The sequence below is a fragment of the Massilia cavernae genome (assembly GCF_003590855.1).
Classification (GTDB): Bacteria; Pseudomonadota; Gammaproteobacteria; order Burkholderiales; family Burkholderiaceae_D; genus Telluria_A; species Telluria_A cavernae.
In genome coordinates, this window is record NZ_QYUP01000014.1 from 1 (window position 1) to 16,635 (window position 16,635).

Sequence of the window (16,635 nt, forward strand, 5' to 3'; positions counted from 1 at the left end):
CCAGGCACGGGCGGATGCACTCAGGAACACGCCGGGCGAGTTGGTTGGGCCGCGCGGCAAGACCGTGCATGGAGTCGTGAACGCAATCGGCACAATCAGTGCGACACCGGTGTTCGGCAGTGCTCCTGGGCCGCCGAACTGACCTGGAGCCGCTGGAACTCGGTGACGAGCGACCCGTTCAACCGTTTCAAGGGCCGCGCCGGCAATACCGCACTCGACCGCGTCACCAAGAACACCTACGGCCTGGCAGTGAACTTCACGCCAACCTGGTTCCAGGTGTTCCCGGGCGGGACCTGTCGATGCCGCTCAGCTACTCGGTGGCCTGAAGGGCAACTCGCCAGTTCTCTTCGGCGGCAACGAGGATGCCGGCAGCTATTCGATTGGCCTGGCGCTGGATGTCGACAGCAAATACCGCTTCGACCTCAGATACGTCGATTACTTCGGCACGCTGATCCCCGACGCGACAGGGACGATACCGGCGGGAGCCACTGCAACCACTGGCGCCAACGGCCTGACCCCGCTGCTCAAGGACCGCGGCGCGGTATACCTGACATTCAAGACATCGTTCTAACACGAGGAGACTGACATGATGAAGAAATTAGCAGCAGCACTGACCGGCGCGGGCCTGTTTTCAGTGTCCATGGGCATGGCCCATGCCGCGGTTGGTGCGGACGAAGCAAGGAAGCTCGGCACCACGCTGACCATGACCGGCGCGGAAAAGGCCGGCAACAAGGATGGCTCGATCCCCGAATACACGGGTGGCCTGACCACCGCTCCCGCTGGTTTCGACAAGTCCAGCGGCGTGCGCCCCGATCCCTTCGCGAACGAAAAGCCGCTGTTCTCGATCGACGCCAAGAACATGGCCCAGTACGCGGACAAGCTGACCGAAGGCACGAAGGCACTGATGAAGGCCTATCCGGAATTCCGCATCGAAGTCTTCAAGACGCATCGCACCGTGTCGCTCCCGAAGTCCTTGCAGGAAAATTCGGTAAAGAATGCGACCGGGGCCAAACTGTCTGACGATGGCCAATCCTTGCAGGGCGCCCGTGCCGGCGTTCCGTTCCCGATCCCGAAGAGCGGCAATGAAGTGATGATCAACCACATTACGCGTTTCCAGGGTGTGGGGTTTGTCGTGCCGAGATACACGGCGTACAACGTCAACGCTTCCGGCAAGCTGGTCGTCTCCACCCAGGGCATATGGACGCAGGAGACGCCATACTACGATGAGTCGAAGAACGGTGCAGCCACTCTCTACACACGGGCCCGCGCCAATTACACCGGACCTGCACGCCGTGCCGGGGAAGCGATCCTGTCCTACGAGCACATCGATGCCGAGAAGGGCAGCCGCAGGTGGCAATACCTGCCGGGCCAGCGCCGCGTGCGCCTTGCGCCGGACCTGGGCTACGACACGCCGAACGCCAGCACCTCCGGCATGTCGACCATCGACGACATCAACCTGTTCAATGGGAAGATGGACCGCTTCGACTTCAAGCTGGTCGGCAAGAAGGAATTCTACGTACCGTACAACGCCTACCGCTTCGCCTATGCGGCCAATCCGGAAGACGTGTTCGGGCCGAAGGTCATCAACCCGTCGGCCGTGCGCTGGGAACTGCATCGCGTATGGGTGGTCGAGGCGAAGCTGAAGGAAGGCAAGCGCCATATCTATTCGAAGCGCACCTTCTACGTCGATGAGGATAGCTGGGCTGCGCTTGCCTCCGACCAGTATGACGGGCGCGGGCAAATGTGGCGCCCAGGCTTCAACTACATCACGTCGAACTACGATACGGGCGGCGTTTACAGCAACGCCGCGGGCCACTACGACCTCATCGCCGGCACGTACAGCATGAATGTCTGGCCGGGCAAGGGTGGCGTGAAAGTGCTGGACAAGGCCGCGCCGGAAAGCAGCTGGACGGCCGATAGCCTCAGCGGCGCAGGCGTGCGCTGACGTTCGTGCGGCACCGGGGTTTCCGGTGCCGCAACCAGCTTCAATCGCTGCCGCGAACGAAAATCGCCCCGGGCCCCGGGGTGTCCACATCGAATCAACATTGGACGGAGCGAGACGTGCAATACAAAGCCTTATTGGCCCCGCTTGTGCTTGGGGCTGCCATGATTTCCGGTCCGGCAGCTGCCGAATCGATCTTCCAATCGCCGCTGGCCCTGCCCGCAGCCAAGAGTTCCCTGGCGCTGCGTGCGCCGCTCAATGCATTGGCCCTGGCCGGCAAGCGCCTGGTTACCGCGGGCCAGCGCGGCCACATCCTGTATTCCGATGACGGCCAGAACTGGACCCAGGCCGACGTGCCGCTCAGTTCCGACCTCACGGCTTTATATTTTCCAAGTGCGCAGCGGGGCTGGGCGGTCGGCCATGAAGGCGTCATCCTGCATAGCGCCGATGGCGGCGCCACCTGGACGAAGCAGTTGGACGGCAAGCAAGCCGCCGCGCTGCTGTCCCGGCACTATGGCAAGCCGGCCGATCCGAACGATCCTGCGGCACAACGGCTACAGCAGGACGCCGACGCTTTCGCCGCGCAAGGTGCGGACAAACCCTTCCTCGATGTCTGGTTTGAAGACGACAAGCGAGGTTTCGTCATCGGTGCATTCAACCTGATCCTGCGCACCGAAGATGGCGGCCAGAGCTGGACGCCATGGCTGGATCGTACCGACAACCCGAAGGGCTTGCACTTGTATGCGATCCGCCGAGCCGGCGGATCGCTGTTCATCGCCGGCGAACAAGGCCTGGTCCTCAAATTCGACCGCGAGCAGCGGCGCTTCACGCAAGTCGCCTTGCCGTATCGGGGAACGCTGTTCGGCGTTACCGGTACGCCTGACATGACACTGGTCTATGGCTTGCGTGGAAATGCCTGGCGCAGCAAAGATGGCGGTGCTTCCTGGAGCAAGGTCGACACCGGTGTCGATGCGGGATTGGCCAGCGGCATGGTACGCCCGGATGGTTCCGTCGTCCTGGTAAGCCAGGCAGGCCACGTGCTGCTGTCCGGCGACAGCGGCGCCAGCTTCAAGCGCGTGAAAGTCGCGACCACGGCGCCCGCATTTGCGGTGTCCGAGGCCGGCAAGGGCGCGATTGCGCTGGCAGGCATGGGTGGCGTCCGGGTGGAAGCCCTGAAGTAAATCGAAGAAAGAATGCAATGGTAACGAACAATATCGACGATATGCCGGCCATCCGCGAGTTGAAGGATTTCGACCGCAGCTCGGGCCCCCGTTTCGAACGGCTGATTTTCAACAACCGTCTTCTGGTCATTATCGCCTGCGTGCTGGCGACACTGGTACTTGGCTTCCATGCCACCAAGTTGCGCCTGAATGCGGCGTTCGAAAAGACGATTCCGCATAACCAGCCCTACATCAAGAACTTCCTGGACAACCGCAATGAGCTCAAGGGCTTGGGCAATTCGCTGCGCATCGTGGTCGAGAACAAGAATGGCGACATCTTCGATCCGGCCTACCTGCAGGCGCTCAAGCACATCAACGACGAACTGTTCCTGACACCGGGTGTGGACCGCGCCAACGTCAAGTCGCTGTGGATGCCGGTGGTACGCTGGAACGAGGTGACCGAGGAAGGGTTCACCGGCGGTCCGGTCATGCCGGACAACTACGACGGTTCGCCCACGCACACCGAGCAACTGCGCCAGAACATCGCGCGCGCACAAATCTACGGCAGCCTGGTCGGCACCGATTACAAGTCCAGCATGATTTTCGTGCCTTTGATGGACAAGGATGCACGCACGGGCGCCGCGATCGATTACCGCGAGCTGTCCACGCGGCTGGAAGACATCCGCGCCAGGTACGCCAAGGCCGAAGGCGCCGAGGTCGATATCCGCATCGTCGGCTTTGCCAAGGTGGTAGGCGACCTGCTCGACGGCCTGCAGCAGATGATGATCTACTTCGGTGTTGCGGCCGTCATCGCTGCCGGCATCATTTTCTCGTGGACTCGCTGCACGCGCAGCACGACGCTGGTCCTGGCTTGTTCGCTGGTGGCGGTGCTGTGGCAGCTCGGCCTGGTCGCGGCCCTGGGTTATGAGCTCGACCCGTATTCGATCCTGGTGCCTTTCCTGGTCTTTGCGATCGGCGTGTCGCATGGCGCCCAGAAGATGAACGGCATCATGCAGGATGTCGGCCGCGGCACGCACAAGCTGGTCGCTGCACGTTACACCTTCCGCCGCCTGTTCCTGGCCGGCCTGACTGCCCTGGCGGCCGACGCGGTCGGCTTTGCCGTGTTGATGATGATCGACATTCCGGTGATCCAGGACCTGGCCATCACCGCCAGCATCGGCGTGGCCTTGCTGGTGTTGACCAACCTCGTGCTGCTGCCGGTGCTGCTGTCGTACACAGGTGTGAGCCACAAGGCGGCCGCGCGCGCTTTGCGTGCCGAGCAGCAGGAGGAAGGCGGCGCCTGGAAATGGCTGGAACGCTTTACCGAGCGCCGCTGGGCCATTGGCGCCATCGCCGTCTCGCTCGTGATTGGGGTGGCTGGCTTCGTGGTCAGCCTGAACCTGAAGATCGGCGACCTCGATCCGGGCGCATCGGAACTGCGTCCGACTTCGCGCTACAACCTCGATAACGCTTACATCACCAGCAAGTATTCCTTGTCCAGCGATCAGTTCGCGGTGATCGTCAAGACCAGGCCGGAGGGCTGCCTGGAATACGCGACGCTGATGGAAACCGATCGCCTGGGCTGGATGCTGCAGCAGATTCCTGGTGTGCAGACCACGGTGTCCTTGCCCGACGCGGTACGCAAGATCACGGCCGGCACCTTCGAGGGCAGCAGCAAGTGGCTGGCCATCTCGCCGAACCAGGACGTGCTGAACTATGCGGCGCGTACCGCCTCCACCAGCAATCCGGAGATGTTCAACAATGAATGCTCGGTGATGCCGATGATCGCGTACCTGGCCGACCACAAGGCCGAGACGCTGGACCGGGTAGTGAAGGCGGCGGAGCAGTTCGCCAAGGAACACAGCACGCCGGAGCGCCAGTTCCTGCTTGCCGCAGGCAGCGCAGGCATCGAAGCGGCGACCAACATCGTGGTCAGGCAGGCAAACGTCACGATGCTGCTGTACGTGTACGCGGCAGTCATCGCCTTGTGCTTCATCACCTTCCGCAGCTGGCGTGCCGTGATCGTGGCGGTCGTGCCGCTGGTCCTCACTTCGATCCTGTGCGAAGCCTTGATGGTGGCGCTGGGCATGGGCGTGAAGGTGGCGACACTGCCGGTGATCGCCCTGGGTGTCGGAATCGGCGTGGACTATGCACTGTACCTGCTCTCGATCCAGTTGCAGCAGCAGCGCGCGGGCGCCACGCTGGCGGAAGCGTATCGCCATGCACTGCGTTTTACCGGCAAGGTGGTGGCGCTGGTCGGTGTGACGCTGGCCGCGGGTGTGTTGACCTGGGCATGGTCGCCGATCAAATTCCAAGCTGACATGGGCATCTTACTGACCTTTATGTTCATCTGGAACATGGTCGGCGCCCTGGTGCTGATTCCGGCCCTGTCGCATTTTCTGCTGGGACGAGTTGCCACTGCAACCGGCGAAAGCCAGGGGAAGCAGGCCGTCGATCTGGGCAGGCGCGTGGCCGCAGGCGCCGTGCCTGCCACCGCTGAAGCGAGCACATAAATGAGTCTTCCGGCAAAAGGGGTGCTGGCTTATCCCTGTGGCGATCCGCCCGAGACCGGGGCGACGCGCGAAGTCGCTCCAGGCGTGCGTTGGATACGCATGCCGATGCCGGCTTCACTGTCGCATATCAATCTTTGGGCCATCGAGGAGGAGGGCGGTTGGGCCATCGTCGATACCGGCCTGAGAACCGAAGAGACCATCACGGCATGGAGCCAGTTGTTTGCCGGGCCCCTCGGCGGCCGTCCAGTGACCAGGGTGCTGGTCACCCACATGCATCCCGACCATATCGGCATGGCCGGCTGGCTGACCCGCAAGTTCGCTTGCCGCCTTTGGATTTCGCGCCTGGAATACCTCGTGTGCCGCATGCTGCTTGCCGATACAGGCCGCGAGGCGCCGGCCGACGCCATCGATTTCTACCGCCGCGCGGGCTGGAGCTGCGAATCGATCGAGCACTATCGCGCGCGCTTCGGCAATTTCGGCAAGATGATCTACACGCTGCCCGATAGCTATCGGCGCATGCAGGATGGCGACGTGTTCACCATCGGCCAACATGAATGGCGGGTCGTGGTCGGCACCGGGCACTCTCCGGAGCATGCGTGCCTGTATTGCCCGGCCATGAAGCTGCTTATCTCCGGCGACCAGGTATTGCCGCGCATTTCGTCGAATGTGTCGGTGCATCCGACCGAGCCGGACGCCGACCCGCTCGCGGACTGGCTCGCATCGATCGACACAGTCAGGCGCGCCGTCCCCAACGATGTCCTGGTATTGCCGGCGCACGGCGAACCGTTTCATGGCTTGCATGAGCGCCTGGATTACCTGGCGCAGGGCCAACTGCGCTCGCTGGACCGGTTGCGCCGGTCGCTCGATGTGCCGCGGCGCGCGGTCGACGTGTTCGGCGCCTTGTTTGCCAGCGCAGTTACTTCGGACAACGCGATGCAGCTCAACCTGGCAACAGGCGAGAGCATCGCGCATCTCAACTATCTGGTTCACCGTGGTGAAGTGGCGATGCAAACGGACCATGACGGCGTGGCCTGGTATCGCATGGCGTGACCCTGGTCATCACCTTGAATTCGCCGGCTCGGCGCGCGTCGACCGCCGCGCCGCCGCCATCCAGCGCCTGGTCGCCACTGCCAGGCTCAATGAACTCGACCCGCCACTTTGGCTGGCCGACACCCCCTCGATAAGCTCCCGCCCTGCGCCAACAGCAGGATCGACTCACTGGTAGTCTCCAGGCCCACGGCGCTCGCCTTCGGGTTGCCTCAGTTACTTTGCACGCCCCATCGCACCCTTAGAAAAAGTAGCCTGGTAGCGCTTGTTTTTCGCGTGAAATTTTACTACGCATCGTTCGCTCATCATTACTCTGGCGGACATAATCACCATGCTCCACCATGTTGAAGGACTCCGCGCCGAGCTCACTTGTCTAGACGAGCTGAGGGGCTTTGCCCGCAAATCCGACATTCTGCCGGTTGACTGGGTCGACGCCAAAAATTCACGTAGTAAAATTACCGAAGTCTCTGTATAGTTGAACGAAAGCTCAGCAGGCATCCGATAAATCCAGCGCGAACGTGCTGCTCCCTTCGCTCCTCATACGACAACTTCATATCATGGCGCTCACCGATTTTGACCTGGTTCTTTTTGGCGGCAGCGGCGACTTGTCGATGCGAAAACTACTTCCGGCGATGTACGCCCGTGACGCCGCCAACGACCTCCTGGCGGAGTCACGCATCATTTGCGTCGGTCTCGAGGCCTGCAGCCAGCAGGATTTCCTGCGCATGGTCGAAACCAATGCGAAGCCGCATATCAAGGCGGCGGCGCTGACGCCGCAAGTGTGGGCAAGGTTTTGCGCGCGTCTCGTCTATGTATCGCTGAACGCCACCGATGCTGCCAGCTACGGCGCGCTGGCGGCGGCGCTGCGGCCCGACCAGGCCCTGACCCGTGTGTATTACCTGGCCACGCCGCCGCAGCTGTTCGCGCGGATCTGCGAGAACCTGGCGGCCAACCAGCTGGTCACGCCCGGCTCGCGCGTCGTGCTGGAAAAACCCCTGGGGCGCGACCTGGCCAGCGCCAGGCGCATCAATGCCGAAGTGGGAAAGGTGTTTGCCGAGTCGCAGATTTATCGGATCGACCATTACCTCGGCAAGGAGACGGTGCAAAACCTGTTGGCCCTGCGCTTCGGAAATATCCTGTTCGAGCCGCTCTGGCGCCGCGAATGGATCTCCGACGTTCAGATTACGATTGCCGAAAAACTCGGCGTGGGCAACCGGCTCGGCTATTACGACGCCTCGGGCGCCCTGCGCGACATGCTGCAAAACCATTTGCTGCAGCTTTTGTGCATCGTCGCAATGGAGCCGCCCACGTCGATTGCGCCCGATGCGGTGCGCGACGCCAAGCTGCAAGTGCTGCGCTCGCTGAAGAAATTTACGCCCACCACATTAGTACAAGACATCGTGCGCGGGCAATACCGCGCCGGCCATGTGGACGGCGTGTCCGTACCGGGCTACCGCGACGAGCCGGACGCGCCGGACCGTTCACGCACCGAAACGTTTGTCGCGCTGAAGGCGGAAATCGATACCTGGCGCTGGGCTGGGGTGCCGTTCTACCTGCGCACCGGAAAGCGCATGGCCGATTCCCTGGCGGAAATCGTGGTTCGCTTCAAGTCCATCCCGAGCTCGATCTTCGCGCAACCGGCCGCCAAGTCCCAAGCCAACTGCCTGGTGATACGCCTGCAGCCGGACGAGGGCCTGAGCATGAACCTGATGGCCAAGACGCCTGGCGACGGCATGCACCTGAAACCGGCAGAACTGGAACTGGACTTCCGGGAGCAGTTCAGCACGCCGCGTATGGAAGCCTACGAACGCCTGCTGCTCGATGTGCTGCGCGGCCAGCTGACGCTGTTCATGCGCGGCGACGAACTGGAAGCGGCATGGGAATGGGTCGCCCCCATTCTCGACCACTGGGAGAACGATCACAGCACGCCGCAGCCTTACGCAGCCGGTAGTTGGGGCCCAGCCGCCTCAGGCGCGCTGTTGGGCCGCGATGGTTTGCACTGGCGTGAAGAGACGCTGCCGGAAGACTGAACTATCTGGCGACAAACCGGCGCCACCGAATTCGGTTGACCTCAATCCGCAAGAATACAAGCTGGAGATTTTGATGATTAGTTCAGATGCAACAAGCTTCAAGGAAGAGTTACTTGGGCGCGATATCCGCCAACTCGGCCGATTGCTCGGCGATACCATCCGGGCGCAGCAGGGCGACCGGACTTTTGACCGGATCGAGTCGATTCGCAAGATGTCCATCAGCTTTCGCCGCGACCAGGACCAGGCGGCGCATGAAGGCCTTCGTTCCGCGCTGAACGCGATGTCTTCCGATGAAACAGGGCACCTGATCAGGGCATTCAGCTACTTCTCCCTACTGGCCAATATCGCGGAGGATCAACATCATATCCGCCGCAGCCGCGCCCACCTGGCTGCCGGCTCGGCGCCTAACCGCGGCAGCATCGCACATGCCGTCGACAGCGTATTCCAGGCCGGCCGCAGTGGCGACCTGGAGGCGTTCTTCAATAGCGCATGCGTGAGTCCTGTTCTCACCGCGCACCCAACGGAAGTCCAGCGCAAGAGCATTCTCAATTGCCAGATGGCGATCGCTCGCCTGATCGGTGAACGGGACCGCGCCCACCTCACGCCCGAGGAAGAGCAGGAAAATGACGAAGCGCTCGGCCGCGGAATACTGACTCTTTGGCAGACGCGTCTGTTGCGTCCGGCGAAGCTGTCGGTGATGAATGAAGTCAACAACGGGCTCGCGTTCTTCGAACACACCTTTTTCAGAAGCCTGCCGCGGCTTTATTCTTCGCTGGAGGACACGCTCGCGCAAAAAGACGCGGCCTGGGCCGGCGTGGAACTGCCACCGTTCATGAAGGTCGGCAGCTGGATTGGCGGAGACCGCGATGGAAACCCCTTCGTGACGGCGGATATCCTGCGCGCCACATTGAAAGCCCAGTCGACGCAGCTACTCGGATTCTACCTGGAGGAGCTGCAAACATTAGCATCCCAGTTGTCGCTCGCACAGTCCCTGTGCGCTTGTTCGGACGAGCTGCGCGCGATTGCCGATAGTGCGGCGGATAATTCACCGCACTATCTGGACGAGCCTTACCGCCGAGCGATCTATGGTATCCGCGATCGGCTTGAAGCGACCCGGACCTGGCTCCTGTCCGACCGCGCGTCTCCCGACGCATCGGCGTATCCCAGCGCCACGGCATTATTCGCCGACCTCGACGTCGTCCACCATTCGCTCATCGCAAACGGCGCGCAGCAACTGGCAAGGGGGCGCCTTCGCCAGCTTCGCCGCGCGGTCCAGCTGTTCGGATTCAGTCTCGCTCCCGTCGACTTGCGTCAAAACTCGGACGTGCATGAACGCGTGGTGGCGGAGCTTCTTTCGCAAGCCCGGCCTGGACTCGACTACCTATCGATGTCCGAGACCGAGCGATCCGCGCTCCTGCTCGAGGAGCTTTACGCGGCGCGGCCGTTGATATCGCCGTTTGTACGCTATTCGGAGGAGACCACTTCCGAACTCGCAATCCTCCGGGAGGTGAAAGGTGCGCACGCCAAATTCGGCAGCGAATCGGTCACGAACTACATCATCTCCAAGGCCGCCAGTGTTTCGGACCTGCTGGAAGTCGCGCTGCTGTTGAAGGAATCCGGACTGATGCGCCCCCATCCAGCGCGGCTGGACGTCAACATTGTTCCATTGTTCGAAACCATTGAGGACTTGCGCAGTGGGCCGGCTATCATGGCGCGTGCTTTCAGCCTGCCCATCTACATGAGCCTGTTGCAATCGCGTGGACGGCTGCAGGAAGTCATGCTGGGCTACTCCGACAGCAACAAGGATGGCGGTTTTGTGACTTCCGGATGGGAGTTGCAGAAGGCCGAGATCGATCTGATCAACGTCTTCCGGCAGCATGACGTCAAGCTGCAATTGTTCCATGGCCGCGGTGGCTCGGTTGGCCGCGGTGGCGGTCCAAGCTACGAGGCGATCCTCGCGCAACCGGCTGGCGCCGTGCAGGGACGGATCCGCCTGACGGAACAAGGCGAGGTCATCACCGCCAAGTACGCCAATGCCGAAGTCGGGCGCCGTAACCTCGAGGTGCTTGTCGCCGCGACAATGGAGGCGACACTGCTTTCGCATCATCAAGCTGAACCATGTGCAGCCCAGCTCGCCGCGATGGACTTCCTCTCTGCCGAGGCGCTGAGCACCTATCGCTCGCTGGTGTACGAGACTGACGGGTTCGAGACCTATTTTTGGGAGTCGACGGTGATTTCCGAAATCGGAGCGCTCAATGTCGGCAGCCGGCCAGCGTCGCGCAAGCTGTCCAGGTCGATCGAGGACCTGCGTGCGATTCCGTGGGTGTTGAGCTGGGCCCAATGCCGCCTGATGCTGCCGGGCTGGTATGGTTTTGGCGCAGCCGTGCAGCGCTTCATTGAGGAAGCGCCGGCCGAGCGGCTCGCACTGCTGCGCAAGATGTACCAGGAATGGCCGTTCTTCAACACGCTGCTGTCGAATATGGACATGGTGCTGGCGAAGACCGATCTCGCAATCGCCAGCCGTTACGCGACCCTGGTCAGCGATGTCGAATTGCGCGCCGCGATCTTCGGGCGAATCAGCGCTGAACATGGTCGAACTGTCGCGGCGCTCAAGCAAATCACCGGTCAGCTTGAGCTGCAGGATAAGAATCCTTTGATGCGACGCTCACTGCGTAACCGGCTGCCTTACATCGATCCGCTGAATCACTTGCAGGTGGAACTTTTGCGGCGATTCCGCGATGGCGCCAACGACGACGCAACCCGTAGCGGCATTCACATGTCGATCAACGGAATCGCCGCGGGATTGAGAAACAGCGGCTGAACCTTACCCCGCTTGTCGAATCGCAGGGGGGATATCGAGGGCGTCAATCGCCGGGCGGCGCCCTCCGGACTCTGGAGTAGAGTCGCTTCGAGCGAGGCCAGCCGCAAGCAGATCGAGCAACATCAGTTGAAGCAGGCGCACGATCGCTGGCACCATGTTCAGGTCGTCTTTGGTGTGATTGAGTGCAAGCAGCACGTTCGCCAGTTTCGCCAGCGACGATCCGCTGGCTGTGACCGCCAGAATATTGGCGCCGCGGGCGCGCGCCGCCTTGGTGGCCCTCAGCAGTTCAGGCGTCTCGCCGGAACGTGAAATAACAAGCGCGACATCGTCAGGCGTGAGCAGGCCAGCACTGATTTCCTGCGAATTCGGGTCGCTGAAACAGTTGCTGACAATGCCGAGATTGAGCAATTTGTGCTGCATGTCCTCTGCGACAACGCGGGAGCTTCCTGTGCTCAATAATTCCACACGGCGGGCATTGCGTAGTAATTTGATGCCGGCGGTAAGCGACTTCACGTCGAGCATGTCACGCAGCGCGAGCGTGGCCGATGCATTGTTGCCGAGTACCTTGCGCGCGAGGTCGACGTCGGTATCGGACGTTTCCACATGACAGTGGCTCAGAGAAATGGCGCCTCCCGTCAATGCCGATGCGAGCTTCAGCTTGAAGTCGGCCACGCCGCTTACGCCAATGGTGCGACAGAACCGGATCACGGTGGGTTGGCTGACGCCTGCTTGCTGCGCGATCTCCGCGATCGGCAAACCGAGCAGGGCACGCGGGGATTTCAGCACCCAGTTCGCCACCTTCGACTCGGACGGACTCATGCGCGCGCGCTGCTGGCGAATTTCTTCAAGGATCGGGGCTTCGGACCTGACTTGCTTGAGATTTTCCGCCAGAATTGCTGAGGTACCGACAAAAGTCGGATATTCGGCTGTGATGACATAGGTCGGAATTTGAGCCAGATAGTTCGCCAGGCGCCCCTTTGCTTCGAAACGGCGGCGAAATGGCGATCGCGCGAAAAGCGGTCCAAGGCGCGGTACGATGCCGCCGCCAATATAAATGCCTCCCAGCGCGCCCAATGTCATTGCGACGTTTCCTGCGACCGATCCAAAGATGGCGCAGAAGCAATCGACCGCTTCGATACAGATCGGGCAGCTTTCGTCCTGTGCCCGGCTAGTCACTTCGCTCGCAGACAGTTTGACGAGGTCGCTTTTGCCGGCACGTTCGCCAAGCGCACGGTAGATCAATTCCAGTCCCCGGCCAGATAGCAGACGCTCAGCGGAAACGTGCGGCATTTCGCGCCAGGCGAATGCCAGCACATCCATTTCGCGCTGATCGCAAGGCGCAAAACTGGCATGCCCGCCTTCGCTGCCAAGTGCCGTCCAGCGGCCGTCGGACGGAATCAAGCCCGAGACCCCAAGACCCGTACCCGATCCAATCAGGCCGATCACGCTAGTTGCCCGCGCGACGCCACCACCAACCTGCAATCGCTGATCTGGCTGCAAATGGGGCAGGGCCATGGCCAATGCGGTAAAGTCATTCACCACCAGCAGGGTATCGAAGCCCAGCGAAAGCCGAAGGGCTTCGGTAGAAAATTCCCAATCATTATTCATGATTTTGACGACATCACCCTCGACCGGGTTGGCGACGGCAATGGCGGCATGGCACACGCGCTGCGCCCCGGCGGCCTGCGCCGCCACGCTATCCAGGTAATGCTTGATGGCATTGATCAGCGAACTAAACTCGCTGCATGACAGGACGGACGGCGCCGCGAATTGTCCGGGACTTAATTCAAGGACGAAACGCGCATTTGTCCCTCCAATATCGGCCAACAGGCGGGGCCCATCCGAGAACCGGTCTACCAAGTCGAAATTCATGATTCCAAAACAGGTCCAAAATTCAAGGGATTCGAACGCTGTGGGGCGCGCGAGGCTTACAGCGCGGCATCAGCCTGGCTGGGGCGGGTATTCTAATCCAATGGGATTCGACTGCTCCCGAATACAAGTGTCCGCACGTGTTCCAGCGCGTGCAGCCGGTCCGCCAATATCTTTGAAGTGCCAATGAAAGCAGGGTAGGGATCGGTAATCACATACACCGGGATCCGCGCCAAATAGCTGGAAAACCGGCCTTTTTGCTCGAAGCGTTCACGAAAACCCGAATTAGCAAAGTAAGTTCCCAAACGCGGAACGATTCCTCCACCGATGTACACGCCCCCAGTGGCCCCAAGCGTGAGGGCGAGGTTGCCTGCGACTGTCCCCATCATTGCACAGAAGCAGTCTACAGTTTCGACCGCCAGTTCGCACGCCCCCTGCATCGCTCGCTGCGTGATCTCGGCTGCATTCAGCGCTTGAGACGGCGCTGCGCGCAATTCTGCCAGGGCACGATAGATCAGTTCGAGACCGTTCCCCGAAAGCATCCGCTCTGCAGAGACGTGCCCGAATTCACGCCATGCAAAGCGCAAAATCGCGATCTCCCTTTCGTCTGCCGGCGACAAAGTTACATGTCCGCCCTCGCTTGCAAGCGGTGTCCACTCCCGGCCAGCTGGCACAAGTCCCGAAATTCCGAGGCCGGTTCCCGCACCGACCAGGCCAAGCACGCCATCTGGCCGCGCCTCGCCACCACCGACCTGAAGTTTCTGGGAGGGCGCAAGATAGGGCAGTGCCATCGCCAGCGCGGTGAAGTCGTTCACTACGACAAATGTGTCAAAGGCCATTTCCCGCCGCACCGCCTCGATCGAAAACGCCCAGTGGTGGTTAGTCATCCGAACCTGGTCGCCGTCAACTGGGTTAGCGATCGCAATTGCCGCATGACGTATCGGCGCGGACCACACGGCTTGAGCTTGAGGCCCTGCCAAAAAGGCGCGCATTGCATCGGCAATGCTCCCGTACATCGCGCATGGCAAGGTAGTCGCTGCTTCGACCACGCCGGCCGCACTTTCAAGCGCAAAGCGGGCATTCGTCCCCCCGATATCGGCGAGCAAACGAGGACAGTCGCGAGGGGCCTGGGACGCGGCAACGCGATGCGGTAACGTTTCGGAATAGGAGAGGCTTGGCATGGTATCGCTCGTCATGAAGGTGGATGTGCGCGTGCTGCGAAAGCGGCTCGCAACTCATGATAGAACATCGCCTCGTAGTTTTGCAACCAAATCCATTGATTAAATTTCGGAGTAAAGCTACACTGCATGAAAAGATATTGACCGATCGTCCGACAACGATGGGGTCTCGTGGCCGGGTGCACTGATATGCCCACCTCGTCCCCCCCTAGATCAGGCCGACGTGAAATACACATCACATTCCAACATTGGAGACATTCATGGAAAGTTTTTCCCAGCCAGTCCAGGTGACGGGTGCTCGCCCAAACGGCGCCGGAACTACCGGGCCGCTCATCATCGTCACAATCCTGTTCTTCATGTGGGGCTTGCTGACTTCGCTGAATGACGTACTGATTCCCCATCTAAAAGCGATCTACACGCTCACATATGTGCAGGCGATGCTTGTTCAGTTCTGTTTCTTTGGCGCATATTTCGTTGTTTCGCTGCCGGCCGGGATTCTCATCAAGCGCATTGGCTACCAGAACGGCGCCGTCGTCGGCTTGATGATCGCCGCAGCTGGCTGCGCGTTGTTCTATCCTGCCTCCACCAGCGGCTACGGCATGTTCTTGCTGGCCTTGTTCGTGCTTGCCTCCGGCATCACGATCTTGCAGGTAGCAGCCAATCCCTATGTCACCGTGCTGGGTGCTGCAGCCACGGCATCGAGCAGGCTGACGTTGACACAGGCATTCAACTCGCTCGGCACGACTATTGCGCCTGCCCTGGGGGGAATGCTCATCCTGTCCGCTGGCGTACTCAGCGTGAGCGACCTCGCTCGTTTGCCACAGGCGGAACAAGTAATCCATCAAGCAAACCAGGCCGCATCGGTGCAGGGACCGTATCTGGCGCTGGCAGCCGCGTTGCTGGTGTTGGCACTTATGTTCGCCGCCGCGCGCATGCCCAAAATTAGTCACGCCGAGAGCAGTGACGAAAGCCCGTCGAGCGGATCCATCTTTGCCCACCGCCACCTGGTGCTGGGCGCGGTTGGGATTTTCATGTACGTGGGAGGAGAAGTCAGCATTGGGAGTTTTCTGATCAACTTCCTTGGTGAAGGCAACATCGCCGGCCTCGCCCACGCTGCAGCCGCGCATTACGTCAGCTATTACTGGGGGGGCGCGATGGTCGGGCGCTTCATTGGGTTCGGGATAATGCGCAAGGTCAGTCCAGGCAAGGCGTTGGCATTCAATGCCAGCTGCTCGATAGCGCTGATATTGACCGCGATCTTCAGCCATGGCCAAGTGGCGATGTGGGCGATCATCGCCGTGGGCCTGTGCAACTCCATCATGTTCCCCGTCATCTTCAGCATGGCTTTGAACAAGCTCGGTCGACAGACTGGAAAAGGATCCGGCCTTCTGTGCATGGCTATTGTTGGCGGGGCAGTGGTTCCATTCGCCCAAGGCTTCCTGGCTGATCACATTGGCCTGCAAGCATCCTTCCTGGTGCCGGCAGCATGCTACGCTTATGTTCTCTACTTCGGCCTGAAATACGTCCGCATGTATCAAGAGCGTGTATAACTTCAACACTGTGGCACCGCTTTGCGGGGCGGCGCCACAACCAAAGTCGGAGCGCGCGGCCATGGTGACAATCGGCGCCTGCGCGATTCATTATTGAGGCACACAGCGTAAGGAGAAATGAGATGGCAGCTAAGAAGATTTTGTTTCTGACAGGCGACTTCGCAGAGGATTACGAGACCATGGTGCCGTTCCAAGCGCTCCAGATGGTCGGTCACACGGTGCATGCGGTTTGCCCCGGCAAGAAATCCGGCGACACGATAAAGACCGCGATCCTTGACATCCTCCCCTTCGTAAACGGAAGGGGATTCCCACTGCTGGCGTCTGATGCCCCAGACGGAAACCGGACTGAAAGCAGCCCAGCTTCTTATTCAATCCGCAGGATATCTCTCGACCTCGCCTAAGGCGACTGCGGACCGGAAAAAACGGTACAGGTGACTCATGCCCCAGCGCGTAATCGCATACTGAAGCACTTATGGAGTTTGACCATGCCCCAACAACAAAGTTCAAGACACTCTTTCACTTCGA

At 60.8% G+C, this 16,635-nt stretch carries 10 protein-coding genes and 1 pseudogene; 9 read left to right on the forward strand and 2 right to left on the reverse strand.

Annotation, left to right across the window (positions count from 1 at the left end):
• Positions 1–322: 322 nt before the first annotated feature.
• From D3872_RS27345 to ppc, 7 genes are all read left to right on the forward strand, one after another.
• Positions 323–571 carry a DUF1302 family protein gene (locus tag D3872_RS27345; RefSeq protein ID WP_370660935.1) on the forward strand — a complete coding sequence of 83 codons (249 nt, stop codon included), beginning with the start codon at positions 323–325 and terminating at the stop codon, positions 569–571.
• Positions 572–586: 15 nt separating this feature from the next.
• Positions 587–1,945 (forward strand): DUF1329 domain-containing protein, encoded by a 1,359-nt coding sequence (locus D3872_RS01585; protein ID WP_229459103.1) that lies wholly within the window; start codon positions 587–589, stop codon positions 1,943–1,945.
• A 161-nt stretch (positions 1,946–2,106) separates the two neighbouring features.
• Positions 2,107–3,123, forward strand: a complete 1,017-nt coding sequence (locus D3872_RS01590; protein WP_119809157.1) for a WD40/YVTN/BNR-like repeat-containing protein — start codon at positions 2,107–2,109, stop codon at positions 3,121–3,123.
• Positions 3,124–3,140: 17 nt separating this feature from the next.
• Positions 3,141–5,615 carry an efflux RND transporter permease subunit gene (locus tag D3872_RS01595; RefSeq protein WP_119809159.1) on the forward strand — a complete coding sequence of 825 codons (2,475 nt, stop codon included), beginning with the start codon at positions 3,141–3,143 and terminating at the stop codon, positions 5,613–5,615.
• Positions 5,616–6,665 carry an MBL fold metallo-hydrolase gene (locus tag D3872_RS01600; RefSeq protein ID WP_119809160.1) on the forward strand — a complete coding sequence of 350 codons (1,050 nt, stop codon included), beginning with the start codon at positions 5,616–5,618 and terminating at the stop codon, positions 6,663–6,665.
• Between the two features lie 554 nt (positions 6,666–7,219).
• A complete protein-coding gene (gene zwf / locus D3872_RS01610; RefSeq protein WP_119809162.1) occupies positions 7,220–8,692 on the forward strand; it encodes a glucose-6-phosphate dehydrogenase in 1,473 nt (490 codons plus the stop codon).
• Between the two features lie 73 nt (positions 8,693–8,765).
• The gene (gene ppc, locus D3872_RS01615) at positions 8,766–11,513 is read left to right on the forward strand and encodes a phosphoenolpyruvate carboxylase (RefSeq protein WP_119809163.1); all 2,748 of its coding nucleotides are present in this window, start codon (positions 8,766–8,768) and stop codon (positions 11,511–11,513) included.
• A gap of 3 nt (positions 11,514–11,516) precedes the next feature.
• Here the strand turns inward: ppc and D3872_RS01620 are convergent, their stop codons facing one another.
• Both D3872_RS01620 and D3872_RS01625 read right to left on the reverse strand, forming a co-directional pair.
• Positions 11,517–13,385, reverse strand: coding sequence for a glucokinase (locus tag D3872_RS01620; protein WP_119809164.1), 1,869 nt, complete (start codon positions 13,383–13,385; stop codon positions 11,517–11,519).
• A 92-nt stretch (positions 13,386–13,477) separates the two neighbouring features.
• Positions 13,478–14,563 (reverse strand): glucokinase, encoded by a 1,086-nt coding sequence (locus D3872_RS01625; RefSeq protein ID WP_119809185.1) that lies wholly within the window; start codon positions 14,561–14,563, stop codon positions 13,478–13,480.
• A 257-nt stretch (positions 14,564–14,820) separates the two neighbouring features.
• Between D3872_RS01625 and D3872_RS01630 the strand changes: the two genes are divergently transcribed.
• Both D3872_RS01630 and D3872_RS01635 read left to right on the forward strand, forming a co-directional pair.
• Positions 14,821–16,110 carry a sugar MFS transporter gene (locus D3872_RS01630; protein ID WP_119809165.1) on the forward strand — a complete coding sequence of 430 codons (1,290 nt, stop codon included), beginning with the start codon at positions 14,821–14,823 and terminating at the stop codon, positions 16,108–16,110.
• Between the two features lie 122 nt (positions 16,111–16,232).
• Positions 16,233–16,388 (forward strand): annotated as a pseudogene (locus D3872_RS01635) (DJ-1/PfpI family protein); the annotation flags it as partial.
• Positions 16,389–16,635 lie beyond the last annotated feature (247 nt).

What these genes read in the sequence shown, in the direction of transcription:
- D3872_RS01585 (WP_229459103.1), top strand. Translation starts at nt 587, where the DNA reads ATGATGAAGAAATTAGCAGCAGCACTGACCGGCGCGGGCCTGTTTTCA.
- D3872_RS01590 (WP_119809157.1), top strand. Translation starts at nt 2,107, where the DNA reads ATGATTTCCGGTCCGGCAGCTGCCGAATCGATCTTCCAATCGCCGCTG.
- D3872_RS01595 (WP_119809159.1), top strand. Translation starts at nt 3,141, where the DNA reads ATGGTAACGAACAATATCGACGATATGCCGGCCATCCGCGAGTTGAAG.
- D3872_RS01600 (WP_119809160.1), top strand. Translation starts at nt 5,616, where the DNA reads ATGAGTCTTCCGGCAAAAGGGGTGCTGGCTTATCCCTGTGGCGATCCG.
- zwf (WP_119809162.1), top strand. Translation starts at nt 7,220, where the DNA reads ATGGCGCTCACCGATTTTGACCTGGTTCTTTTTGGCGGCAGCGGCGAC.
- ppc (WP_119809163.1), top strand. Translation starts at nt 8,766, where the DNA reads ATGATTAGTTCAGATGCAACAAGCTTCAAGGAAGAGTTACTTGGGCGC.
- D3872_RS01620 (WP_119809164.1), bottom strand. Translation starts at nt 13,385, where the DNA reads ATGAATTTCGACTTGGTAGACCGGTTCTCGGATGGGCCCCGCCTGTTG.
- D3872_RS01625 (WP_119809185.1), bottom strand. Translation starts at nt 14,563, where the DNA reads ATGCCAAGCCTCTCCTATTCCGAAACGTTACCGCATCGCGTTGCCGCG.
- D3872_RS01630 (WP_119809165.1), top strand. Translation starts at nt 14,821, where the DNA reads ATGGAAAGTTTTTCCCAGCCAGTCCAGGTGACGGGTGCTCGCCCAAAC.